The 26,867-nt window shown below is 29.5% G+C and carries 24 protein-coding genes; 5 read left to right on the forward strand and 19 right to left on the reverse strand.

Annotated elements, in window-relative coordinates:
• Positions 1–139 precede the first annotated feature (139 nt).
• Together V6137_RS16825 and V6137_RS16830 are read right to left on the reverse strand one after the other, a co-directional pair.
• The gene (locus V6137_RS16825) at positions 140–1,249 is read right to left on the reverse strand and encodes an ABC transporter substrate-binding protein (RefSeq protein ID WP_425449128.1); all 1,110 of its coding nucleotides are present in this window, start codon (positions 1,247–1,249) and stop codon (positions 140–142) included.
• Between the two features lie 207 nt (positions 1,250–1,456).
• Entirely contained in the window at positions 1,457–1,942 is a 486-nt protein-coding gene (locus V6137_RS16830; RefSeq protein ID WP_425449129.1) for a metal-dependent transcriptional regulator, read from the reverse strand.
• A gap of 144 nt (positions 1,943–2,086) precedes the next feature.
• Between V6137_RS16830 and V6137_RS16835 the strand changes: the two genes are divergently transcribed.
• Both V6137_RS16835 and feoB read left to right on the forward strand, forming a co-directional pair.
• On the forward strand, positions 2,087–2,326 hold the full coding sequence (locus V6137_RS16835; protein ID WP_425449130.1) for a FeoA family protein: 240 nt from the start codon (positions 2,087–2,089) through the stop codon (positions 2,324–2,326).
• A 194-nt stretch (positions 2,327–2,520) separates the two neighbouring features.
• Positions 2,521–4,668: a ferrous iron transport protein B gene (gene feoB / locus V6137_RS16840; protein ID WP_425449131.1), complete on the forward strand. Its 2,148-nt coding sequence runs from the start codon at positions 2,521–2,523 to the stop codon at positions 4,666–4,668.
• 59 nt (positions 4,669–4,727) lie between these two features.
• Here the strand turns inward: feoB and V6137_RS16845 are convergent, their stop codons facing one another.
• The 13 genes from V6137_RS16845 to V6137_RS16905 all read right to left on the reverse strand — a co-directional run bounded on the left by V6137_RS16845 (position 4,728) and on the right by V6137_RS16905 (position 15,755).
• A complete protein-coding gene (locus tag V6137_RS16845) occupies positions 4,728–4,820 on the reverse strand; it encodes an iron chelate uptake ABC transporter family permease subunit (protein ID WP_425449151.1) in 93 nt (30 codons plus the stop codon).
• A 12-nt stretch (positions 4,821–4,832) separates the two neighbouring features.
• Entirely contained in the window at positions 4,833–5,918 is a 1,086-nt protein-coding gene (locus V6137_RS16850) for a putative NPN-dependent ornithine cyclodeaminase (protein WP_425449132.1), read from the reverse strand.
• Positions 5,919–5,987: 69 nt separating this feature from the next.
• Positions 5,988–7,061: a putative NPN-dependent ornithine cyclodeaminase gene (locus V6137_RS16855; protein ID WP_425449133.1), complete on the reverse strand. Its 1,074-nt coding sequence runs from the start codon at positions 7,059–7,061 to the stop codon at positions 5,988–5,990.
• Positions 7,062–7,327: 266 nt separating this feature from the next.
• Complete coding sequence (locus V6137_RS16860) at positions 7,328–9,226, reverse strand: ABC-F family ATP-binding cassette domain-containing protein (protein WP_425449134.1); 1,899 nt, start codon at positions 9,224–9,226, stop codon at positions 7,328–7,330.
• 33 nt (positions 9,227–9,259) lie between these two features.
• Entirely contained in the window at positions 9,260–9,826 is a 567-nt protein-coding gene (locus V6137_RS16865; RefSeq protein WP_425449135.1) for an NUDIX hydrolase, read from the reverse strand.
• Between the two features lie 26 nt (positions 9,827–9,852).
• Positions 9,853–10,716: a helix-turn-helix domain-containing protein gene (locus V6137_RS16870; protein ID WP_425449136.1), complete on the reverse strand. Its 864-nt coding sequence runs from the start codon at positions 10,714–10,716 to the stop codon at positions 9,853–9,855.
• 167 nt (positions 10,717–10,883) lie between these two features.
• Entirely contained in the window at positions 10,884–11,729 is an 846-nt protein-coding gene (locus V6137_RS16875; RefSeq protein ID WP_425449137.1) for an SDR family NAD(P)-dependent oxidoreductase, read from the reverse strand.
• 99 nt (positions 11,730–11,828) lie between these two features.
• Positions 11,829–12,740: a hypothetical protein gene (locus V6137_RS16880; RefSeq protein ID WP_425449138.1), complete on the reverse strand. Its 912-nt coding sequence runs from the start codon at positions 12,738–12,740 to the stop codon at positions 11,829–11,831.
• Between the two features lie 172 nt (positions 12,741–12,912).
• Positions 12,913–13,089, reverse strand: coding sequence for a flavodoxin family protein (locus tag V6137_RS16885; RefSeq protein WP_425449139.1), 177 nt, complete (start codon positions 13,087–13,089; stop codon positions 12,913–12,915).
• Positions 13,090–13,412: 323 nt separating this feature from the next.
• On the reverse strand, positions 13,413–13,814 hold the full coding sequence (locus V6137_RS16890; RefSeq protein WP_425449140.1) for a ferritin family protein: 402 nt from the start codon (positions 13,812–13,814) through the stop codon (positions 13,413–13,415).
• A 60-nt stretch (positions 13,815–13,874) separates the two neighbouring features.
• On the reverse strand, positions 13,875–14,354 hold the full coding sequence (locus tag V6137_RS16895) for a glutathione peroxidase (RefSeq protein WP_425449141.1): 480 nt from the start codon (positions 14,352–14,354) through the stop codon (positions 13,875–13,877).
• A 92-nt stretch (positions 14,355–14,446) separates the two neighbouring features.
• Entirely contained in the window at positions 14,447–14,887 is a 441-nt protein-coding gene (locus V6137_RS16900) for a MarR family winged helix-turn-helix transcriptional regulator (RefSeq protein ID WP_425449142.1), read from the reverse strand.
• A 547-nt stretch (positions 14,888–15,434) separates the two neighbouring features.
• Complete coding sequence (locus V6137_RS16905) at positions 15,435–15,755, reverse strand: hypothetical protein (RefSeq protein WP_425449143.1); 321 nt, start codon at positions 15,753–15,755, stop codon at positions 15,435–15,437.
• Positions 15,756–15,841: 86 nt separating this feature from the next.
• Here V6137_RS16905 and V6137_RS16910 point away from each other — a divergent pair, with 86 nt between their 5' ends.
• The 3 genes from V6137_RS16910 to nhaC all read left to right on the forward strand — a co-directional run bounded on the left by V6137_RS16910 (position 15,842) and on the right by nhaC (position 19,534).
• A complete protein-coding gene (locus V6137_RS16910) occupies positions 15,842–17,140 on the forward strand; it encodes a sensor histidine kinase (protein ID WP_425449144.1) in 1,299 nt (432 codons plus the stop codon).
• Positions 17,133–17,990 (forward strand): response regulator, encoded by an 858-nt coding sequence (locus V6137_RS16915; protein ID WP_425449145.1) that lies wholly within the window; start codon positions 17,133–17,135, stop codon positions 17,988–17,990. The genes V6137_RS16910 and V6137_RS16915 overlap by 8 nt, the downstream gene beginning before the upstream one ends.
• 110 nt (positions 17,991–18,100) lie before the next feature.
• Positions 18,101–19,534, forward strand: coding sequence for a Na+/H+ antiporter NhaC (gene nhaC, locus V6137_RS16920; RefSeq protein ID WP_425449146.1), 1,434 nt, complete (start codon positions 18,101–18,103; stop codon positions 19,532–19,534).
• Between the two features lie 188 nt (positions 19,535–19,722).
• On the opposite strand, the gene V6137_RS16925 is transcribed toward nhaC, so the two are convergent.
• The 4 genes from V6137_RS16925 to V6137_RS16940 form a co-directional block, all read right to left on the reverse strand.
• The gene (locus V6137_RS16925) at positions 19,723–22,296 is read right to left on the reverse strand and encodes an AAA family ATPase (RefSeq protein WP_425449147.1); all 2,574 of its coding nucleotides are present in this window, start codon (positions 22,294–22,296) and stop codon (positions 19,723–19,725) included.
• A 37-nt stretch (positions 22,297–22,333) separates the two neighbouring features.
• Positions 22,334–22,564, reverse strand: coding sequence for a DUF2188 domain-containing protein (locus tag V6137_RS16930; protein ID WP_425449148.1), 231 nt, complete (start codon positions 22,562–22,564; stop codon positions 22,334–22,336).
• 95 nt (positions 22,565–22,659) lie between these two features.
• Positions 22,660–24,969: a DEAD/DEAH box helicase gene (locus tag V6137_RS16935; RefSeq protein WP_425449149.1), complete on the reverse strand. Its 2,310-nt coding sequence runs from the start codon at positions 24,967–24,969 to the stop codon at positions 22,660–22,662.
• An 18-nt stretch (positions 24,970–24,987) separates the two neighbouring features.
• Entirely contained in the window at positions 24,988–26,679 is a 1,692-nt protein-coding gene (locus V6137_RS16940; RefSeq protein WP_425449150.1) for a site-specific DNA-methyltransferase, read from the reverse strand.
• Positions 26,680–26,867 lie beyond the last annotated feature (188 nt).

The raw sequence follows: 26,867 nt of genomic DNA on the forward strand, positions 1-26,867 counted from the left end.
GAGGGGGAAAGTGTATCCTTTTTTAGGGCCAAACGGTCTTTTGATACCCATTAATAGTAAAATGTGTATAATAAACATTTTTTGTATGAGTAAAATTTTTACTGGAAATTAGATGCGAAATTTCTGTAATATTATATACTTACTTTACATAATTAAAATTATATAGTATATCCTTTATTTTCTTATACTCTTTATCTTTAAAATTGTCATTTAATTTATTTGAATCTTTTAAAGCATTAAATATTAACTCAACATTTGATACCCATGTTTCATTGGGGTCTGTAGTGTATTTAATACTAGACATCTTTGCTGCTTCTTCAGAGACTCCTGTCCATTTAGCTACTATTTCAGCCGCTTCTTCTTTGTTCTTCTCTGAATAGTTGGCAGATACCGTTAATAAGGACATAAAATCCTCTACAACTTCTGGATATCGTTCCATAGTTTTTTCAGTTGCTGATGCTACGCAGCAAGGGAAGTCATGCCATTTTCCTTCAGGAGGCAAATGCTTCATGTCTAAAATTATCTTTCCTACTTTTTCTGTTTGAGAAAGTTCTGGATAAGGCGATGGTCCCACCCATCCATCAACTTGGTTAGAACTTAATGCCGGTATTAAGTTAGATGTTCCCTTTAAATCTACTAATAGAATATCAGCATCCAAGTTCTGGGGATTATTAGAATAACTTATGCCAGCTTCTTTAATAGCTGCTTCAAATAATATAACCGGTGCACTGGTTGGAGAGTGGTAACCTATCTTCATAGGTTCATCTCTATTTTCTAACTCTTTAAGAAGCTCATCCCAGTTATTTATACTAGAATCCTTTCCTACCACTAAACCAATTCCCTCAGTATGTACCGGTGATAATATTTTGATTTTATTTCCCTTATCCATGGCTGCAATATTAGCAGCACTTGATGCTAATCCTAAGTCAAGATGACCTTGTCCCATCATAGTCATGGTTTCAGAACCATTTTTAGTAACTACTAAATCTAATTTTGCAACTGGTTTATCATCTTTCATTAGTGTGTATTTTTCTCTGTCTATATCTTTCTTTAGATATATACCTTCCCCTTTAAATTCTTCTCCCTTACTAGCAGCTGTCATAAGAGCAGTGTGATGATTTGTAAAAATATATCCTACCTTCAAATTTGGAATATTGTCTTCTTTACTAACCTTATCACTATTTGAACTACAACCTACCAGGGGAAGTAATAGTATTACTAAGATTAAAAAATAAGAACTTTTTTTCATTTGTATAAAACCTCCTCATAAAATAATAAGCTTCGATTTAAATCGCAGCTTATCATTTTTTATAATTTTCACATGCTTATTATATTTAATTGTTAACTTCTAGTAAAATCAATTTTATCTATAACTATTTATATTTTTATTGATAAATTTTATTGATTCTAATTTAAATATAACTTAAATCCTTCAATTTACACACTATATAACCATTTATATATCTTTACGAAATTTCTCTTTAAACTTTTTATATTTCTTAATTACATCTGGATTTTCATCTAAAAATTTATTTAATATATGTATGCTTTTTAATGTATTAATACTTACATCATGTTCTATCATTTCTGTATCCCTTAAAAGGGTTTTTTCAATTCCAAGTTTTTTTAAAAATTCTTCTATGATTCCGTGTCTTCTTAAAAGAAACTGGCCCAGTTCTTTACCTTCTTCCGTAAGTTTTACTACCCCATACTTTTCATATTCTACTAATCCAAGGTTCTTTAGCTTTTTAACCACCTTAGTTACCGATGGTGGTCTTACATTTAATCTGGCTGCCAATTGATTAACCCGTATGTAACCTTCTTCTAAACATACTCTATAAATCATCTCTAAATAATCTTCCATACTAGGTGTAAGTAATTTGTTTTCAGAATTTAACATCTGATATCCCCTTGCAGTATGAAATATTCTTTCTTTTTTCATATATTTCATCCTTTCTCTTTTTATAAAAGATGTAACATTAACACATATATCTACATATCTTAATTATTAGCTACAACTAATAAAGTTTCCTATGACTAACTTATGTAATAATTATATAAAAAATTAATAAAAGGAGGTTTTTCTATGGAGGAAAAACTCATTTCACTAAATAAATTATCTATTGGTTCCACTGCTAAAGTGGAAAAGCTTACAGCTGAAGGGAATGCCCGTAGAAGAATGTTGGACTTAGGACTTATTAATAATACAACAGTGGAGTCAATAATGAAAAGTCCAGCAGGGGATCCAATAGCATATTACATTAGGGGTGCAGTTATAGCTTTAAGGAAAGAAGAATCATCGAAAATATTTGTTAAAGTTATTTAAAGTATAATGGGCTGGGGGGATTACGAATCCCCCAGCAACAGGTGGGCTGAGGGATTACCAACCTCTCGGCAACTGATGGGCTGAGGAGCTTCAAATCCCTCGGTAATTGATAGGTTGAGGAGTTTTAAATCCGTCGGTAATTGATAGCCTGGAGGAATATCAAGACTCCAGCAATAATAAAGGAGGTTTTATAAATGGGCTTAACAAATCAATCCACAGGCACAGGTGCTTTAAAGGAGATGTTCGAGGTTAAATTAGAATCCCCGGAAGATATTGTTGTTGCTTTAGCCGGTAATCCTAATACAGGTAAGAGTACTGTCTTTAATAGTCTAACGGGATTAAATCAACATACTGGAAATTGGCCTGGTAAAACTGTTACCAATGCCCAAGGACGATATACTTATAAAGATAAAAAACATGTAATAGTTGACCTTCCCGGTACTTATTCATTACTAGCTAGCTCCGTTGAAGAGCAGGTGGCCAGGGACTTTATATGTTTTGGCAACCCCAATGCCACTGTTGTTGTTACCGATGCTACTTGTTTAGAGAGGAACTTAAATTTAGTTCTCCAAATAATGGAGATCACTGATAAAGTAGTGGTTTGTGTAAATCTTATGGATGAAGCTAAAAGAAAAAAAATCCATGTGAATTTAAAAAAACTAGAAGAACTTTTAGGTGTTCCTGTGGTGGGAACTACGGCAAGAAGTGGAAAAGGGTTAGATAAGTTAAAGAATGTTGTAAAAAAAGTAGCTTTAGGCGAGATTAAAACTAATCCTAAAAAAATCGATTATAACCCTATTCTAGATAAAGCAATCAATAAAGTTAAACCCCATATTCATCACACCATAGGCAGTAAAATTAATAGCAAGTGGGCAGCCCTTCGTTTAATTGATGGGGATAATCCTTTATTAGAATCAATGAATAACTATTTGAACTTCAACCTATCTAATGATGAGTTGCTAAATGAAAAGTTAGATATGGCCCGAAAAGAATTAAAAGAAGAAGATGTAAATTTAGAAGACCTAAGGGATTATATTGTTTCTAATATTGTTGAAACAGCTGAAGATATTAGCAAAAGAGTAGTTACCTTTGAAAATGAAAGCTATGATCTTAGGGCTAGAAAGATAGATAAGATATTAACCTCTAAATCCTTAGGTATACCTATTATGATAGGCCTTTTGGGTATAGTCTTTTGGATTACGATACAAGGTGCCAATTATCCTTCTACTATGTTAGCAAATGGATTGTTTTGGATAGAAAGTAAGTTAACAGTATTTTTCAATTGGCTTGGAACCCCTAAGTGGATTCACGATATCATTGTATTAGGTATGTATCGAACCCTGGCTTGGGTGGTATCAGTAATGCTTCCTCCAATGGCTATATTCTTTCCATTGTTCACATTACTAGAAGATTTAGGTTATCTCCCTAGGGTGGCATTTAATTTAGATCATTATTTTAAAAAGGCATGTGCCCATGGAAAACAGGCTCTAACCATGTGTATGGGTTTTGGATGTAATGCCGCTGGAGTTATAGCTTGTAGAATAATTGACTCTCCAAGGGAGAGACTTATTGCCACTATTACCAATAACTTTGTTCCCTGTAATGGAAGATTTCCAACCCTAATTGCCCTTGCTACTATTTTTATCGCTGGTGCAGCAGGAGCCTTTAGTTCTATTGTAGCAACATTATCTATCCTTGCAACAATTATATTGGGAGTTATGATAACCCTTTTTATATCTAAGCTATTATCTAAGACGGTTTTAAAGGGATTACCTTCTTCCTTTACTTTAGAACTCCCTCCCTATAGAAAGCCCCAAGTGGGTAGGGTGATAGTTCGCTCCATATTTGATCGTACATTATTTGTATTAGGCCGTGCAGTTGTTGTTGCAGCCCCTGCTGGTTTAGTTATATGGATTATGGCTAATGTCACTGTGGGAGATGCAAGTCTACTTACCCATTGTGCTGAATTTTTAGATCCCTTTAGTAGATTATTGGGATTAGACGGCTATATTATGATGGCTTTTATACTAGGCTTACCTGCTAACGAGATTGTTATTCCTATTTTAATTATGAGTTATATGTCAAAGGGATCTATGCTAGAGTTAGATAGTTTAAATGAAATGAAACAATTATTTATTGATAACGGTTGGACTTGGTTAACCGCCGTTTGTACAATGCTATTTTCCTTAAATCATTGGCCCTGTGGTACCACACTTTGGACCATACGTAAAGAAACTGGAAGCTTTAAATGGACCCTAGTATCCTTCTTAGTTCCAACTATAACAGGTATAGTTTTGTGTTTTATTGTTGCTCAAGGTGCAAAATTATTAGGTTTAGTGTAGTTAATAAAATATGATTAAAAAACCATAATAACCAAATTTGGTTATTATGGTTTTTTACTTTACTTTATTTTTCTTAGTAAATAAAGTAAGTATGGTGCTCCAATTAAAGCAACCACAAGTCCTGAAGGAATCTCTTTTGGTGCTATAATAATTCTACTAACAAATTATTTGATTAGTCCCTTGGCTACATTAATTATAAAGTCCTGAACATTTGTAACCAGTGTTTTTACTTCTAAAGTCCCCCTATCGGATAATTTATTAACAGAGAACTCCTGTATGTCTATAGAATATATATATACTGGCCTAACTATTCCATCTTTAACTGTATAAGATGGGGTCATGTTTCCTGAGGCTATGGTATGAAGTACTGATGATAGACATATAAGCATAGTTGCCTTCCTAGTATGTTTTCTCATGGCATCTTGAGCTTCATAAACATTATCATAGGTATTTGGTAATGTATACCTATCCCTTATACTTCCAGCAAGTACCACAGGAACATCGTTTTCTATACATGCTTTTAATATACCATCCTTCACTTCCCCTGAATCTATAAGACCTTTCACTGAACCCACTCTTCTAGCCTCGTTTATAGCTGCAATGTAGTTGTAGTGGGCATTATTGTGTCCCTCAAAGTTTTTTTGTCCTAACACTGTTTTAAACATAGCATTTTCTAGGTCATAGGTACCTAGGGTATTTCCAGATAAAACAGCTTGTGCATAACCATTTTCTACTAAAGAAGCGAAGGCATCCCTTGATTTATAATCCAAGGCAATTGAAGGTCCTAAAACCCAAACTATTTTTCCTCCATTTTCCTTCTCGTGTTTCATAATCTCATATAGTTCATCATAGTCTCTAGAGAATGCAGTTTCCCTTGACCTCCCAACTCTAAAAGCGAAGGTGTCTGTATCTTTAGCATCGTTAAGAAATCCTTCCGTATACATATATATACCTTCACTGCCATCCTCAGTTCTTCCTACCACAACTTTATCCCCAACTTTTAAGTTTCTAAATTCTACAATTTCTATATCATCTTCAGGAGTGACAATTGCTACAGTATCCATACGGCTTTCCTTAGCTATTACCCACTCTCCTTTGATTTTAAAATATTCAGGGTATATAGATAGTGCATGATAATCTTTAGGGGCCACTCCCTCTTTAACCACTTCTTCGGTTTTGCAGTCGGGAGCATTAACAAAAAAATCCTGGGTAAAATCCGGTGGTGTAAACTTTGGTAATTCAAAACTCATGTAAAATCTCCTCCTAGTCATATATTCGTCTATATTAGTACTTTTAAAATAAGTAAATTAAGCTTTATATTAAAGTAAGTTCTTTTGGATATGAACCACAAAATCCTGTACATTGGTGACTATTGTTTTAACTCCTACATGTTCCCTTGCAGCTGCCACTTGATTAACTGCATACTCAGCAATATCTACTGAATAAAAGTATACCGGTCTTACTTCTCCATCTGTAACCCTATATGAAGAAGCTAAGTTTGCAGTAGCCACCGAATGAAGAACCGTAGCAAGGCATATTACCACTGTTGCTTTATCTGTTTCTTCCTTCATAGCATCAAGTCCAAAGGATACATTATGATAAACAGATGGTAACGGCCCATCATCCCTTATGGAGCCAGCAAGAACTATAGGTATATTCTTCTCTACGCAAGTTTTCATAAATCCATCTTTTATGTTTCCTTCATCTAATAATGCTTCTATAGAACCGGCTCTTCTGGCTTCGTTTATTAGGTCTAGATGATTATAATGCCCCATTGGAACCGATTCTTGGGTATATATATTTTGACCTAAAGATGTTCCTAATAATCCTCCCTCTAGGTCATGGGTTGCCATGGCATTTCCAGCTAAAAGTCCATTTACATAGCCATTTTCAGCAAGCTCTGATAAAGCAATTCTCGTATCATGGTCAAAAACTACCGCTGGTCCTAAAACCCAAACTATATGTCCATTATTTTCTCTTTCATACTTTAATAGTTCATATAACTCATCATAATCCCTTGAAAACGAAGATTCAACAGACCTTGTTAATCCCACCTTTGGTATATTATCAAAACCATCCTTATGTTTATATATGCCCTCACTTCCATCCTTACTTTCCCCTAAGATCACTTTATCTCCAACCTTAAGGTTTCTAAATTCAACAATTTCCACAGTACTGTCATCCCTAAGAACTGCAACACAGTCTATGGAAGTTTGGGTTGGAAGTATCCATTGTCCTTTAACCTTAAAATATTCTGGTAATACTGATGTCATAAAAAATCCCCTAGGCGCAACTCCATCTTTTTTAACCTCGCTAGTTTTAACATTGGGAGCTTTTACAAAAAAATCTTCGGTAAAGTCTGGCTCTATAAATTTTGGCAATTTAAAACTCATTTTAAAATTCCTCCTTTAGTATAATATATTTAAACTAATATGTAGATTAATAGCATAAAAAAATACCCTCTTTCTATTATGAGGATATTTTTTACTTACCGGATTATATATATTCACAATCACTCTTATTATTATAACTATATTATCAATTATACTTTATACGACCTAGCAATTGAAACAATCTATTCCCTACAAGAATATATGTTATCATAATTTTGTTATATGGACAAATATTCAAATGAAATTTATTTTAGTTTCTATATATATTATTTTTTATCTTCAATTTTTTCTGCAAGTTCATTTAAGTAAACCCATCTTTTCATCTTCTCATCTAGCTTTTCTTCAATTTCTTTTTTTTCACTTATTAGCTCCTGCAAACGGACATAATCAGTAGATGCCCCTTCAATCTTAGATTCTATTTCTTCTACTTTAGCCTCTAGGTTAACAATAATATCATCTATCTCTTCAAACTCCCTTTTTTCATTATAAGAAAATTTTAATGACTTATCCTTAGGTTTTATTTTTTCCTTTTTATTTTCAGACTTATTTTTTGTTTCCTTTTTTTCATTTATAGCTTTACTATTAGTTAATTTAGCGTCTTTCTTTATTTGAGTGTAATTCCCTGTATATTGGACAATTTTCCCTTTACCTTCAAATACGAATATTTTTTCTGCCATTTTATCTAGAAAATATCTATCATGGGAAACCGATATAACTGCTCCTTCAAACTCTTCTAAATAATCCTCTAAAATAGTAAGGGTATTTATATCTAAGTCATTAGTTGGCTCATCTAAAATCAATACATTTGGAGCTTCCATAAGTACTCTAAGAAGATGAAGCCTTCTTTTTTCTCCTCCAGATAACTTTCCTATCAAATTCCATTGAATATCAGGAGGAAATAGGAATCTTTCTAACATCTGAGATGCAGTTATTTTATCTCCCTTTGAAGTAGTTATATATTCAGCCCCCTTCTTAATATATTCTATAACCCTAAGATTATTGTCCATTTCATGGGCTTCTTGGGAGAACACTCCCATTTTTACAGTCTCTCCTATAGTTACATCTCCTTTATTTGGATTGAGCTTTCCAGATATAATATTTATAAGAGTAGATTTTCCACTGCCATTTGGTCCTATTATCCCTACCCTATCATCTCTTAAAACAATATAACTAAAATCATCAATTACTACTTTATTATCAAAGGATTTAGATATATTTTCAATCTCCACTACCTTTCTACCAAGTCTACTACTTCCAACAGATATATCCATCTTATCTTCCTTTATATTTACATTACTTTCTTCTAATTTCTCAAAACGATCTATCCTTGCTTTTTGTTTGGTTGTTCTAGCCTTAACTCCTTTTTTCATCCAAGCCAACTCTTTCTTAAAAAGCCTCTGTCTTTTCTTTTCTTTGGCTAGCTCTACTTCTTCTCTCTCCAATTTCTTTTCTAAATAGCTATTATAATTTCCCACATAGGTATAAAGGTTTCCCCTATCTAGCTCTATTATATGGTTAACTATCCTATCTAAAAAGTATCTATCATGGGTAATCATTATTAGTGAACCTTTTTTATTATTTAAATACTCTTCTAGCCAATCAATAGTATCATTATCTAAATGGTTAGTTGGTTCATCTAATATAAGTAAATCTGAAGGATTAATTAATGCTGATGCCAGGGCTATCCTTTTCTTTTCTCCCCCAGACATATTCCCTACTTTAGCATTAAAATCTGGTATTCCTAGTTTTGTTAATATGGCTTTGGCCTCACTTTCTAAATCCCAGGCATTCATGGTATCCATCTTATTGGTAAGCTTTATAATTTTTTCATTTGATATATCAGGATTATTAATAGCCATCTGATATTCCCTTACTAATTTCATAATATCCGAGTTCCCCTTAAAAACCTGCTCCAATACAGTGGCCTCTCTATCAAAGTGCGGATTCTGACTAAGATATTCTATTCTAGTATTATTATTTTTAATTATTCTACCTTTATCTGGTTTTTCTATTCCTGTAATTATTTTTAAAAGGGTGCTTTTACCGGTGCCATTAACCCCTATAAGACCTATTTTGTTCCCTTCATTTATCCCTAAACTTATATTATTAAGTAATTGTTTTTCTGTATAACTTTTATATATATTTTCTACACTTAATATATTCATTTTATCTCCTCTCGTTATGTGTTTGTTTCTAATTTATAACTTTATTTTTCTAGCCCTATTTATAATTTTATTATAAATATCAATCAAATATAGTTCATTAGAATATTTATCTAAGTCACTAATATTAATCCAACCAACATCACTGGTTTCCTCTTCATTGATAATTAGTTTTTCCTTCTCATCTGCTATTAAAATATATGATGTGTTTAAGTGTAAATGGGATGAAACATACTTTCCCCTTTTTATATGTCCATATACGGGTATGATATCAATGGAAGCTAATTTATCGGTTAATGGTACTACATTAGAAACTCCTGTCTCTTCCTTTGCTTCTTTAAGGGCCACTTTAAGCATATCATTGTCCCCATCGGCATGACCTCCAGTCCATGCCCAAGTATTATATATATTATGATGAATCATTAATATTTTGTCTAAAGAATCGTTTAATATTAACCCCGAACTTGTCATATGGGCTACTTTATTACTTCTAGTTAGTATATTCTCATAAAAATGATCTATATAGTCTAATATTATTTTTTTATCATTTATTTCTTGATCATTAATTGGTTGATACTCTAATATTTCCTTTCTAAAGTTCACTGTAATTCCTCCCATTTTTATCTATGTTAGTCCTTTTCTATAGCTACTAACATCTGTACCTCATTATTCTCTAAGTAATTTTTATCATATATATTTAACATGCCTATTCTGTTTAAATCAAGTTGTATTTCTTTAATCATAATCCATTTATACAGATCGTCAACAAAGGTCCCTCTAATATCAAACATATCTCCAGTATATATAAAGCTTACATACCAACCTTTAGGTACTATATATTTTTTAAATTTAGTCTTTTCATTCATCCCTTCTCTTTCCATGCCATAAAACACAGTATATTCCCCGTTATCTTCTCCATTGCAACTCACCGCAGTATAAACCTTTTCATGGTTTAAGTGATCAATTCCTTCAGTGTTTTTTAAAAATGAATCCCAAGTATGCCCCATAAGGTTTTCGAATCCTTCATTATTTACATCTACATCTATATATACACCTTCAAGACATAATTTATCTATATATCTATAAGTTTCTTTAAGGGTTAGATTTCCTTTGTAATTTACAATATCCCGTTCCACAATATTAGCCTTTTCCACCAAACTAATATTATTTTTTTCCCTTCTATATATAGAAGGGGATACCCCAAACTGCTTTTTAAATGCTCTGCTAAAAACCTCGGGATACTCAAAACCAAAGTCGTAGGCTATATCTATCACCGGTGTGTCTGTTTTAGATAAATATCTAAGGGTCTCGGTTAATTTTCTCCCAAGTATATACTGTTTTAGTGTCATTCCAGATACTGTTTTAAATATTCTGTTAAAATGGAATTTAGATATACAAAACCGTTGTGAGATATATTCAAGGGATATTTTTTCCTTAATGTTATCCTCAATATAATCAATTGTTTTATTTATAACATCAACATAAAAGTTCATCTATATTCCACCTTTCTATACGATTTAACTCTTTCCCATTTAATATTCAATATATAAACATAAAACTCCTTTTTATCTTATGTTTATATATTGAATATTAAAATATAATTATTATAAATAGAAATATCCCCTAGACTAATGTCTAGGGGAACATGGTACTGTATAGGTTACCATAACTGTGATCTTAAAGTTTTTGGCTTTTTGCCATCAATATCAGTAAAACCATAGTGTTCTGCCACTTCTCCTGTAAGTAGAATCTTTCCTGTATCTTTAATAGCATCTTTATCTTCTGCTAAAGCTCCCACACATCTTCCAACAAATCGAGGTGTCTCCATGTTTTCAATATCAACTGTATTGTCATATTTGGCATATTCAACCATTCCTTCAGTTCTTACTTGACCAGGATATAGAGAAAATACTGATACCCCATATTTCTTTAATTCATGGGCTGTATCAGAAGATAGTCTATCAACTGCTGCCTTACAGACTCCATAGGCCACATTATTATAATATCTACGCCCCCCATAAAATGATATATTTACAATTAATCCTTGTTTTTCTTTAGCCATTATATCTGCTGCTAATCTACTTGCAACATAATTTGATCTCAGACCCACAGTATAGTTATCATCCCATAGTGAAACCGGTTGTTTCCAAAAAGGTGTATTAAAGAAGTACTCTTCAGCAACATGGACTCCTCCTCCCCATGCATTATTAACTAATATATCTAGTTTCCCCTGTTCTCCAACTACTCTTTTAAATAATTGTTCCACTTCTTCATCATTGGAGTGATCACATTTATGGGCAATCCCAACACCACCGAGTTTTGTAACTTCTTTCGCCGTCTTATAGATATTAGTGTCCTTTAAAAATTCCGGTAGATTCTTTCCATCCTCTGTGCGTCCAGTTATATAGACAGTAGCCCCAAGCTCTCCTAATCCTAGCGCTACACCTTTTCCCACACCTCTACTTCCTCCCGTGACAATTGCAACTTTCCCTTTAAGACTATTCATTTAAATCTCCCCCTTCAAAAAGCTAATATATAAACTCTATATACTTTATATATTAGCTTTTTTTGAAGATACTTTCATGACATTTCTTGCTATTTATATCTATTTACCTGACTTTCTTTCTCTACTCTTCTTTACATTGGCTCTATTTCTACACGTTGTATCACAATATTTAGCTCTAGTATTATTAGCAATAAATACGTCGTTACAGTGCTTACACCTTCTAAATACTATTGTTTCATCGGTCACTGCAAATGCATATATGGTTTCAATTGCAGTTTTAAGGGAATCAAATTCCCAAGAAATATTGGTTTTATCCAATTGCTCAATTGTAAATCCTATTTTTTCAGCATGAAATTTTCCGGCCATAATAGTAACATTTTCAGTTAAGTTTACCGATGTATTTTTATATACTGATAATTGGTTAAAATGTAAAGCTATCATTTTACCAAAATTTATAATCCAATCAATTTTTTCTGAATAAAATTTGGAGAAGACAAGGTCCAATACAACAGGACGCTTTCCATAAAATTTAGGTGAATCTTCCCTTTTTACAATGTCCACACAGTTTTTATATTTATTAACTTTTATATCTCCTTCCTCCGTAAAGGGTATAAACTTATGGATATATTCACTTTCGTCCATTATTTTTTCCTTTGTAATATAGTTATTCTTAATTAATAAAACTTTTTCATCTCCTATGACATCTCTATTATACACACTGGCACTAATTAGACCGAGGAGACCATACTTTTTTGTAAATATTAAGATTTTATTATTTAGCCTTTCTTTATTTTTATTATTTTCTTTTTCTAATTCTAAAGCTATATCCCCTATTGTTATTAAATCTATAATTAGATCTTCCGCTACATTAAATGGATTATACATACTAAATACTGAACCTTCACATGGTGTTATATAAATATCTCCTTTTGATGCTTCTCTAATTTCATAGTCACTATACTTAATCCAATTAGTTCCAAAGTTTCCTATCAAAGATATTTTCCCATCCACATTTCATTCCTCCTTATAAATCTGATATGTAAATTTTATAATAATTATTATCGATTATATTTTCTTTTAATCTTCATCTGACTTATTTAACATCATATTAAAACTACGATTAGATTCCTTAACGTATATTCCCTTGGGAATAAAGTTTTTACTAAGCAATTCTTTGGTTTCTTTAGATATTTTCATATCTGTGGCAATTTCTTTTCCAGCTGTCTGTATATGTTTTAGCAAGATATACATTTATAGTTTCTGCACCGGCTCCTTTAGCCCCTTTTAGAAAGGCATTAACCATTACATTAGTATTACTATCTTTCCCCTTAGGACTCCCATTAACAACTACAATCTTCATATTCAACTTCCTTTCTATAATTATTGAAAAGTTAAATTATACCCACTCTTCTAAATATATAATAGCTGTAATAGTTATAAACGTTATAACTATTACAGCTATTATATATTTATTCTATTCTTAATCTATTATTTTGTCAATTGTTTTTTGTTTAAATTACTAAATTTTACTCTTTTACATAAGTATACCGTAATACTTTTAGATATTCTCTTAATTTTAATCTTTTTTATATAATATTTTTATAAATCAACAGCTTTCCATATTTCTCTACCTGTTTTTATATTTATCAAACTAGCTTAAGCTACTATGATTAATATATTATTTCACTTAACTACCATATCCTTAATAAGAGATCTATGGGATTCTTCTTCCTCAATAATTAATTTAATATTAGGAAATTTATCTACTAGAGATATATAACCCTTTGCCGCCTTAAGTTCCCCCTTTTCTAGCAAATTTAAAGTAAGATTTAAACCAAAGATTTTATACAACCTTGTAATAACTATTGCTTTGGTCTTTTTAGGCTTAAGTTTTTCCATAGTATAATTTTTTAAAATACCAGCATGTTTTCCCTCATCTGCTGCTATTTTAAGAAAAGTTTCCTTATATTTAGTTTCTTTTATCACTTTAGCTAATCTTTTATACAATAACACCGCATCCAGTTCACCCTGTTGTGCTTTAATAAGTTGCTTTCTGTCACTTTTTGTAATATCTATATTTTTCATAAAATACTGTCTCCTTTATCACTTAGTTTGCATACATTCTCTAGAAGAATATAATTATACCTATTGACTCAGTAATTTTTCTATATCTTTTCTAATCTTTGATGGTGGCGTTGTAGGTGCGTATCTTTTAAATACATTACCATTGGAATCTATTAAAAATTTAGTGAAGTTCCATTTTATTTTCCTGTTGAAAACTCCCATTGCTTCATTTTTTAAATATTTATACAATGGATGGGCATTTTCACCATTCACATCTATCTTTTCAAACATACTAAATGTTACCCAATAGTTTAACTTACAAAATTGTTGTATTTCCTTATTACTACCGGACTCTTGATTTGCAAATTGATTGCAAGGGAAGCCTAGTATCTCAAAACCTCTGTTATTATAATCTTGATATAATTCTTCTAGTTCTTTAAATTGAGGTGTTAACCCACATTTACTAGCAGTATTAACAACTAAAATCACCTTATCTTTATATTTTTTCATAGTTACTTCCTCACCGAATATACTTCTTGCTGTAAAATCATAAAAATTCATAGATATTCTCCTTTCAAATACATTAAGTTTAGTTAAATTTAATTTAGTCCAATTAATTTAGTTAAAATATAAAGTTAAATTCTATATAGAATTTAACTTTTATTATTCAATTGATTTAAAACTTTATCTAAATATTTTTTGAGCATAATAATATCTTCTTGATTCCCATTAAAATTACAATAAACCCTATCTGGAACTTCAAGTATATCATCTTTCAATACTTTTCCCTTATCTGTTATTTCTATAGTAACTACTCTATCATCTTCCTTATTTCTATACTTAATAACTAGGTTCATTGATACTAATTTATTGATTACAGGAGTAAGGGTTCCTGAATCTAAGTGTAGCCGTTGTCCTAACTCCTTAAATAAAATTTTTTCCTCTTCCCATAAAACCAACATGGTTATATATTGGGTATATGTTAAGTTGTACTTATCAAGAACCGGTTTATATAATTTTATAACTTTCCTTGATAACGCATACAATGGAAAACATAATTGATTCTCTAATTTTATTTTATTGTATTTATTCATGGCAACTAATCTCCCCACAATATAATTTGAATAAATTTAATTTAGTTCAATCAATATTCCATTTCATTGTATGTTAAATTATTTTAATTGTCAACTATTAATTTCATACTTAATACCATGCTGTCTACTATATTTATTTAACTATGGATTTTAGTCTATTATAGCCGACATAATATGTTCCTTAATCAGAGTCCTTTCCTAAGTCCCATGGTTCTATAGTTTTCCACTCCATAGTTGGCCAGTTATTTCTTGACATTTTACATACCTTCTAAAAGACTTTTTTGTTTCACTTAATAACTTAGTAGAAACATGGAATAATACCTATAACCATTTTCAGGATTGATCTCATCATAATATCTAAGTGTTTTTTTAAATATTTATAATATTTTTTAAAAATCTCCAATAGGTAGCAACACACTCCCTCCATTCTTTACATTTTATATAGACTAAATACTGAAAGAATCAATAGTTTCTTCAATTCTACTATATACCCTCCCCTAAGGAGAGAGTCAATAGAAAAATTATTTTCTATAAAAAGCTGGCTATACTAATTTAGCATGGCCAGCTTTTTAGTTCCCTGTCTTTTTTCCTGTGAAAAAAATTGTTCTGTCCAAAAGTCTAACTCATCATCTGCACTAAACCAATTAGCTTCATTAGTATCCTTATTAATTGTATATGCTATGGTATTCATTCTCGGCATCTTCTCAGAAAATTTAACATTTATAACAGTTATGCCTACTGTAAGAAGCCCCACTAAAAGACTTCCTATGATTACAGTCCTATAGTTAGTAATTATAGTATCAACAATGGGATTAATAAATCCTAACATTAACACCCATATTACGAAATCGTAATCCTTTATTGTCAATTAATTAATATATTTGTTATACTTAGAAATATAAGTTATAAAGATTATTATGTCAAAAAATAACGTATAACAGTAGGGGGAATTGTGTGGAAATATTTAAAACCAAGTATTTAAAAGAAATCTTTATTATAGCTTTAGTTGATTCATTGACATCATTATTTTATTTTGCATTTCCCTTAGAAGGCTTTAGAATCACATTATCAGTAGTATTTATCCTTATTTTTTTAACTATTTATAAAGACATTAACCCAATTGTAGTTCTTACAATTTCAGGGTTTATGCAAATACTTTTCAGAAGTGTTGGAACTTTCATTATATTTGGTGTGGATTTTAAATATGCTTTTTTAAGTAGCTATCAAGAGATGGCTTTTTATGTGCTTTATGGAGTATTATTCAATTATCTCTACTCAATAGATAGGCAACAGAAACCCCATATAAAATTTATGGTTATTTTGTGTTGTGATTTCATAGCAAATATGGGAGAAGTATTACTTAGGATGATACAATTTCCATATGACGATATATATTCAACAATTAGCACCTTAGCAGTAGCAGTACTTTTAAGAACCATAGTATCTTTTACAATAATTACCCTTATGAAATATCATGAGCTTTTTATAGTTAAAGAAGAACATGAAAAAAAATATAAAAATTTAGTATCTTTGGTTTCTAGTATGAAGAGCGAATTATATTTTATGAATATGAACACAGAACATTTGGAAAATGTCATGGAAAACTCATATAATCTTTATGACTTAATCCTTGAAAAAAAATTGGATAAAGAAGTAAAAAACATATCCCTTAATATAGCAAAGGATGTCCATGAGATAAAAAAAGACTACTTGATGGTAATAACTGGACTAGACAAAATAATGGAAAATAAAATAGAATATAATGAAATGAAACTAAAGGACGTATTTGATATACTACAAGAAAATACCAAGAGATATTTAGAGTCGGAAGACAAAGAAATAGAAATAAAGTTTAATATAAAGTCAAATGAATATATAAGAGAGCATTACTCTTTAATGTCCATCTTTAGAAACCTAATCAATAATAGTATAGAAGCAATGGATAATACTAAGGATAACAAAAAAATTGTGATAGAACACAGGGAATACAAAGATAATCATGTATTTAATATTTCAGATAACGGTAAGGGCATTAAAAACAGGGATTTATCATATATATTTGAGCCAAGATTCTCTATGAAATTTGATGAAAACACTGGCAACATAGGAAGGGGTATAGGTCTTACATTGGTCAAAGATATAGTTGAAAATAAATTTAAAGGAAAAATAAAAGTCAAATCTCAATATCACAAAGGGACTAAATTTAATATAGAGATACCTAAAAAAAGTTTGGAGGTAATTACCGATGCTTAATGTGTATATTATCGATGATGATAGAAATATTGTTAGGATACTAAGTAATATAGTAGAGGATAATTCTTTGGTGCACATAGTTGGCATTTCATATGGAGATGAAAATGTTATAGAAGAAATATTAGAAATAAAACCAGATATAGTTTTAATAGATCTTCTAATGCCAAACATGGACGGTATTGAAATAGTAAAAAATATCAAACAAAAAGATAGTAAAATCAAATTTATTATGATATCTCAAGTAAATGCTAAGGGTATGAAAAGGAAAGCCTATGAAGTTGGAATAGAGTTTTTTATAAATAAACCTATAAATATAATAGAAGTAAAAAAAGTTGTCTCCAGTGTAGTTGAGAAAATTGATATGGAAAGAATTATAAATAGAATAAAAAATGTTGTGGGAGATTCAAGTGGACAAATAGCTATTAAAGAAGTGGAGCATAAACGAGAACCTTTAACAAATGTAAAAATAATTTTAAATAACCTAGGGATTATGGGAGAAAAAGGAGCAAAGGATATCATTAAAATATGTAGTTATCTGATAAAAACAGACTCATGTATATATGATTATAATATAAAGGACCTTTGCAAAAAACTCACAGAGGATAACCCAGGATCAATGGAACAAAGAATAAGACGAGCTATTAATAAGGGTTTAGCAAATATATCCCACCTAGGAATAGAGGACTATACAAACACTATATTTACCCAATATTCAAATTCTGTATATAGCTTTGAAGTTGTTAAAAGAGAAATGGATTACATAAGGGGAAAAAGAAAATCCGGTGGTAAAATAAATGTTAAGAAATTCATAGATGCTATAATAAATTATAGAAGATTTAATGTTATGTAGTTTAAATATTCAAAAAATTTTAAATAAATAAATAATATTTCAGTATTATTTGGTATTTTTCTGTCTTGCCCATTTATAATATTAATTAAAATAAAGGGGGAGATAGATTTATGAATGATGAAAACCATATCCACAGTGGAGTCTCATTCGGTCAAGCAATGATTCCTATTATATTTTTAATCATTGCATTATTTTTTGGAATCAATCAATACGGAGCAAAACCACATATTCCTATTTTAGCCTCGGCAGTTGTTGCAGGATTAGTAGGACTCAAAGCAGGATTTTCTTGGAATGATATGGAGGAGTCTATAATTGACACTATAAAGGTATCCATGCAGGCTGTTCTTATACTTATGGTTATTGGTATGTTAATAGGAACATGGATCCTTTCTGGGACAGTTCCAACTATGATATTTTATGGACTTCAAATTATTGCACCGGAAATATTTCTTATAGCAGCAACCCTTATTTGTGCCCTAGTTTCCATTTCCACAGGAAGCTCATGGACCACCACAGGAACTGTTGGAATTGCCCTTATAGGAATAGGTGAAGGTCTAGGTATACCCCTTCCAATAGTTGCAGGAGCCATAATATCTGGAGCTTATTTTGGAGATAAAATGTCTCCACTTTCCGATTCAACCAATTTATCACCGGCAATGGCAGGTGCAGAACTTTTTGATCATATCAGACACATGTTTTATACAACGATACCCAGTCTCGTAATTTCCCTTATAATATACGGAATAATAGGACTAAAATATGGTTCAAGGGAAATAAGTACAGAAACTATAACTCCAATATTAAATGGACTTTCAATGGAATTTAACATAACACCATTATTATTAATACCACCGCTTTTAGTAATATTATTGGTAATATTTAAAGTACCTGCTTTACCAGGTCTTATAGGAGGAGTATTCCTTGGTGGAGTTTTCTCGGTTATATTTCAGGGAGTTGGAGCCAAGGAAATTATACAAGCTGCCCATTATGGTTTTGTCTCAAAAACAGGTGTAGAATCTGTGGATACATTGCTTACCGGTGGAGGCCTAGATAGTATGATGTCCACAGTATCCCTTATACTATGTGCCATGACATTTGGAGGTATAATGGAAAAAACAGGAATGTTGAAAGCCATATCAGCTAAGATACTATCCTTTGCCAATAGCACAGGGTCCTTGGTTCTATCCACAATTTTAACGGCAATAGCTGCAAACCTTGTGGCTGGAGATCAATATCTATCAATAGTTCTTACAGGAAGAATGTATAAAGATGTATATGATGAACGGGGACTTCACCCTAAAAATTTATCAAGGGTATTAGAGGATGCCGGAACCCTTTCATCACCTTTGATACCATGGAACACATGTGGAGCATTTATGCATAAGACCTTAGGGGTACACCCATTTGCTTTTGCACCCTATGCATTTTTAAATATATTAAATCCTCTGATTTCACTTTTCTATGGATATACAGGAATCACTATGGTAAAGACCGATGAAGAAAAATCAGAAGATAAAAAGCAGTACAGTTCAGAAGTTATTTGAAAATATAAAAACCATGGATATTTGGTATATGTGTCAAATATCCATGGTTTTTATTATTTATGGTACGGTTCACCGTTCTTCTCATAACATCATAAACTTAGAATATACTTTAAATATAGTTTTGTAAGCTGATGTAGTATAAAAAGACACTCTTCTAAAGTGTCTTTTCTGATTTTTAAAACCCTAATTTATTTTTTAACTTTTAGTATCTCTTGAAATAATCCATAATCACGTACTAATTTATCATATGTAGGGGATAATGTTTCTAAAGGAGAACTATGTCTATTGCCATAACGACTTGTATTATTGTATAAATTATGTATTTTATCAATTAATTCTTTATCAAGATTTTTTAGTTCTAGCAAGCTGTACATTCTGATATTAGGTCTATATCTATTTATTAATCCATTTAGTAATTTATTTTCTACAAAACTCTCTAGGCAACCACTCATTAAATCATAAACTCCAGATATTTCATTTTCGTCAATTTCATATGGTTTCATATTTTTAAACCTATCTATTGTTTTTTTGATTTTTTTACCAAGTTCTTTGATTTGTTTATCTTTATTACTTAATATAGTATTATTAATTATATATATTTGCTCATCTGACTTTATTACTTCATTAATTTTACCTTTATCTGTACTAATTAGAGAATTTAAAAAATAAATATTATGTGTAAATACTATAACTTGGTTTCCTTCGTTTACTAATTTCCAAATTCTATTTTTTACATAGTCTATTCTTTCATAATCTAAACTATTTACGGGATCATCAAATATATATATTCCTCTGAAATCGTCAATTTGTGATTGAGCAAAAAACTCTGCTAAAGAATGAATCTTTAATTCTCCTTCACTATATATATCCGATAATTTATAATTTCCAATTCTACATAGCCTTTTATTCTTTTTAGGTTTTATATTAAGTTGCTTTGGTGGATGTAAGTCTAACTCTTTATATTCATTATATAATTTTTCAGAAAACACTTTCATAATTGATTCTTTTGAAAACTTATTCTCTAATCTACTTAGATTCCTTTTTAAAGCAGTAAGGTCTTTCAATTTTGTATCTATATCTTCTATTATTAATTTATTTTCAATTAATTTTTTTAAAATATCACGATTATCTGCTATTACTTTCTTAGTTTTTAATTCTTTGATATTTTTATTAATTTCTACTAACTTAGATTTTTTATCTCTGTTATTATCGTTTATTTCTCTAATCTTTTTATTTATATAATCTTTAAGTTCTAAATATCTATCTACTATTGATATATAGTAGTCCAAATTAATAGAGTTTATTTCTTCAAAGTTTTCTACTTTGTTTTTAATTGTTTTAAAGAAAAATTCAAATTTTTCTTTTTTAATGCTAATTAGTTCTTGACTCTTGTCTTGTTTTAGTATCTCATTGATGTTTTCATTATATATATCCAATTGTTCTATAAACATAAGTATATCTTCTGTTTCTTCTATTATATCTTTTCGATATTTGTTTATTTTATCAATTTCTTTTTTATAAGAATTTTTTATGTTTCCATAAGCTTTTATTAGCTTTTTTGAATCATCTTCTAGTTCTTGATTACAATATGGACATTTATTTTTACTATATTCAAATCTTTCTTCTTCAGTTAGTGCTTGTACAAATTTAATACCTGCTTCTATAAAAGTATCCCATTCTTCATTACCTATCCAGCTTTCAGGTATGTAATTACTTAGATTTTTTTTATTATTACTTTCATATAATTTTTTGAATTTTAATAAGTCTATTAATTTACTATTATAATTTAGAAAAAACTTGTCATTATATTTAAAGCAATAATCTCTTTTCTCTTCCAAAAGATTATTACAGCACAATTTTTCCAATATAATATCTATTTCTTTTAATCTATCTTTATATGGTTTAGTTAACATTTGGGATGCATTCAATTCATATAATACTTTTTTATTATTTAATTCCTCTAATTCCTTGGAATCTCTTTCTGAAAAACTTACGTCTTTTATAATCTTTTTTATATCTTTATGACTCTTATCTAGAAAGTCTATATCATTTTTTAATATCTCTTTGACATCATTTGTCTTTGAACTTATTTTATTTTCTTCTTCCTTAAGCATATTTGATATCTCTTCTAACAAGTCTCTAATCACATAAAAATATTGTTGTTTTAAATAAGGGATCTCGAATTCATTTTCTTGATCATTATTAACTATGAAGTTCGAAATATAATTGTCAAAAATCTTTACATTTGTATTACTTATTTTTGAATTTGAAGAGTCTATTATCTGTTCTTGATTATTTGAATCTAAAAACTTTAATCTATACCCCATATTGTTATCTTTTGAGTTTATATTAGGCACACACCTATTTGGACTTTCAAGTCCCAGCGAATTACATAAAGCTTTATATAGGGAACTTTTTCCTACACCATTTTTCCCATAAAAAACATTTAATCCTTCATTTAAAGAAATCGGTTCTTTTAAATCTACTAAGCCATAATTCTTTACTCTACTAATCTCTTTAATGCCTAAAATTTGCAACTCATTACAAGTTTCGTTTTTATTAGTTGTTGCACTTATTTCTAAAGAAGCTTTATTTTCATCAGGCTTATCAGTTTTTATTATACTACATATAAGTTTCTCAATATCTTCATTTTTCAAATCATCATTAAGTACCTTTTTCAGAATTGGATTAATCCACTCATAAGACTCACTCTTATCAAAGTTATTGTTTTTTAAATATTCAATAGCATTTACAACTTTCATTTTTTACCCCCTTTTAAATTTAATGTGCTATATTAAATCATCCTCTTGGGGGAAACGGATCACTCCCATATGTTCTTTCTTCTTCAATAGTTCCATCTTTTTTCTTAATAGTTAATTGACTGGGTTGATTATTTCTTGCTACTTGAACTCCATAATCTACTGCATCTTTTTTTACCTCAAAATTCTTTATTGCTTTTATACTTCCTTCTTTTTTGACCTGCCACACAATCTGATTCCAAACAACCCAATACTTATTTCTTTTACTCATATCCTATTTACCCCCTTGTTAATTATTTCTACTTAAATTATATCACTGCATTATTTCAATATTCAAATAAACTTTACAAAAAGAGACACTCATAGTTAAATGAGCGTCTCTAAATCTTCCCAATTTTCAGCATTAACTGAATATTTCTCTTTTCTATTTATTTTTATATATAAGCTTTCTTCATTTCCAAAATCAGCCACAATACCACCTATTAGTTTTTTACCCTTATCATTTTGTTCTTCTATATATTTAAAAAGTCTCTCAGCTTTAGCAGTAGTTCTAGGTGAACTATCATTTTTATCTTTTACTTCAAATATTCCTATTCTTCCATCTAAAAATTTAATAATACAATCTGGATAAAATTCTTTTTTCTCACCTTCTAATTCATAGACTATTGAAAAATACTCTGTTCCATTATCTCCATTTTTTACCCACCAATCTATCTTAGGTAAATACTTAACTATAAATACTTCAAAAGCTTTTTCTGGATTACTTCTACCTTTTTCTAAATAACATTTATTATAAAAATATTTCGGTATATCTACTTGTTCATATGTTTCTGGATTAACATTTACCTTTACTGGAATAGAGTAATTATGATTACCATATACCTTTACTTCTTTTAGATCTCCTTCTTTTAGATTTTTATACTTATCAATAACATCAATAATTAGTTTCTTAAAGAATTGATTCTCTTTGTAGTCATAATTTAAAACAAATAATCTTTGAATATCAATTATAAAATTTTCACTTTCAGCAAAATTCACTACATAATTAAAGAAAAATTCATAGATATTATTTCTTAACACATCTAACATTGCATCTCTACTATTTCCTAGTGCTAATGAATGTTTTTTTAATATCTTTTTAAAAGATAATTCTATTCTTTCTTCATCATAAGTTATACTCTCTTCTATGCCTTCATAACTTTCCTTATTACTTAACAAGTCTTTTGAATCAATTTCTAATCCACTAATAATATCTTCAGTTAATTTGTCAGTCTCAAATTCAAAGCCTTTATTTTTTAATATATCTTTATTTTTGTCAAATTTCCCATTTTTCAGCCCAAAACCTTCTGTCATCTCTCTAAATGTTTCACGAGCTAATTTTTCAACAATTGCTTTTTTTCTCTTATGTATATTTTCTGAATATAACTTTATATTTTTACAAACTTCTTTTTTAGTTAATGGAATTGGTCTTATATTATCATCTGGAAAATCAAATTCAGGATCTATTACTTCTAATACATTTCCTTTAAAATCTGTATATACATAAGCTCTATTTAAAATATCATCTACATAATGTTTCTGCTCAGGCATCCTTAGAATTCTACCTAATGTTTGTTTTTCAAATATAGTAGATTTGGTTTCTCTAAATTTTAATAATATTTGTGCTCTAGGGCAATCCCACCCTGTATCTATAGCTTGTTTAAATATTAAAAATTCTACTCCATCGGTATTTTGAGAGATAGTGTCAAGATTAATTTTTTCTTCATTTAACCAAATTGCTAACTTGCCATTTTCTTTACTTATTCCATTTTCTTTTAGGTATTCTACAATTTTATCTTTTTTATTCTCTCCTTCTTCTGCATTAGGTAATTGAATTATAACTAATGGATTAACATTACTTTCTTCTAATTCATATAACTCTTTCAATTCATTTCTTTTATTAATACTTAATTCTAATATCTTTTTATCAATATTATTTTCACTTATTTCTGCTAATCCTTCATTAATTAATATCTGTTTTTTTATCATTTCAGCATTTATTACTTCTTCTGGTTTAACTTTTACATAACCTATCTTATCCAATTCATCTGGATTAATTTTAAATTTAGGTGTAGCACTCATTTCTAAAATAATACTAGCTTTTATTTCGTCTCTTAATTCATTAGCTCTTTCAGTTGTTGCTCCATAATGGCTTTCATCAATAACAAGTATAATTTTTCTACCTATGGCTCTTGTATTAGATAATACCTGTCTAAAATTAATTTTTTCTCCATCTCTCATTAATATATTTGTATAATTTCCATCAGTATCTTTGTTATTTATTGACTCCCAATTAACTACAACTAATTCATTTCTTTCAATTTCTTTTCTATACCCAAAGAATTCTTGACTCAATAAAGATACTTTAGGAAATCCTTGAAAAATTTTTTCTAATTTCTTCTTGGATTGAACATGAAGCTCTCCTTTCCCAACAGAAACCCAAATAAAACATAAGTCTTCTTCTAAGTTATTACAAAGTTTTTGCACGTAATTTGCTGTCATTATTGTTTTTCCAGATCCAGTTGGTGCTTTAAATATTAGCAAGGACATATCTTCTCCATTACTAAGCAATTGTTCAGTTTTATTATATAGTTCATTGATAGCTCTTATTTGATAATTAACTTCTTTTAAAATCATACTCTATCCCCTTTCTTCTTACTTTCTTAAATCATCTAATATTTGTAATATTTTACTAGGAATAGCTTTTATATCTACACCTTTTAAGTCTTCAAAAATTTCTTTTTTAACATGATTTGTAAAACTAAAACTATACACAACCTTATGTTCTGCTTCAATATTTCTAATTTTCTTCTTAAATTCTTCCATATAATTTTCTGTGAAGAACGAATATATCCCCATAACTTTATTATTTTGTTTATAAACTCTATAATAAGGCTCTTCTTCTATCAAATTAAAACAGTTTTCCTTTATTGATAACAGGTCATAAATCTTTTGTGCCATAATAACTTTCATTTGATCTCGGTTCTTATTTTTACCTACCATGTCAGCCCTGAAGTATTTTAAGTTTTCTTTATATCCATTAATTTTTTCACCTTTATCATTAATAAAACCCTTTAACAATTTTTTTAATCTAGGATAACAAACTTTCTCACAAATATCTTTTTCATTATTAGTTGCTAGTATAAATTTCCTATTACTATCGGCTTGTTCTTTATTTATCTCTAAAATTGCCTGAGCAGTTGTTCCACTACCAGCAAAAAAATCTAATATAATATCATTTTTATTAGAACCAAGTTTTATAATATCTTTAATTAGTTCTAATGGTTTTGGGTTATTAAATACTTTTTCACCATTAAACATTTCTTTCAATAGCCCTGTTCCATTCCCACTACTATATTCAGGTTTATAAAATAATGTCTTAGGCTTCTTTGTAGGCATATCTCCTATTTGTGGTCTTTGTTTTTTATATAAAGATACTTTATTTCTACTTCTAACAATGATAACATTATGTTTCTCATTATTTATTTTCTCCTTACTCCATCGCCAAGACATCTCTTTTCCTCTTGTTATAGGTAATAACTCAATATCATCTTCATTCTTTCTCTCTAAATGTATATTATCTTTATTATCTATATATATAGGATAATATAAGTTAGGTCTTTTCTCTCTAGGAGCATTGACCCCAGTAGCTTTTAAATTTGCTCCTTTTTTATAAAAACCTATATCATCTTCTTTCCATTTATCAAATAGAACCTCTTCATCAATATCAAATTCATTTATCTTTGCTAGCGATTTATTTTTAGCATAAACGAGCGTATACTCATGTGTCCCAGCAAAACCAAATTGATCCTGATTACCTTTTAAATTCATTACAGTTGGTAATACAGCTACAAAATTATTTTCATCGAAAACAGCATTGCAAAGTAATTTTAATTGAGCGAACTCATTATCATCTATACTAATAAATATAACTCCCTCATCTTTTAATAATTCTCTTGCTATTTTTAGCCTTCTATACATAAATGATAACCATTTACTGTGTTTCCAAGAGTCTTCTTTATCTACAAATTTATCATTATAAATAAAGTCTTTGTTTCCTGTATTATATGGAGGGTCTATATATATTAGTTTTATTTTTTCGTAATGAGTTATATACAATAGTTCTAAAGTATGTAAATTATCACCTTCGATAAGAACATTATTAAAGCTCTTATTATCTTGAAGTATATCTTTCTCCTTAAGATTTGTTAATACAGGATAGTTGGTTTTTAATAATTCATCTACATCTTCAGGTTTCTCTTCCCAATAAAGTCCATATTTTTGAACTCTTTTTAATTTATTAAATTCTTTTAACAAGTCTTCTCTTGACATATCTTCGTAGTTCATTTTAATACCTCCAAATATTTTATATATAAATATTTCATTTTAAAAACATATATGAATTTTCACAGGGCTATCGCATGAAAAATAATTATTAAAATGAAATGGAAAAAATCTCAAAAAGGAATTTTAGATTTTATGTCGAATCTTTAAAATATACAAATAAAATACGAGGAGAGCAGACATGAAATTTG

Origin of the sequence: Dethiothermospora halolimnae (genome assembly GCF_037577855.1) — a bacterium.
Classification (GTDB): domain Bacteria; phylum Bacillota; class Clostridia; order Tissierellales; family VENL01; genus Dethiothermospora; species Dethiothermospora halolimnae.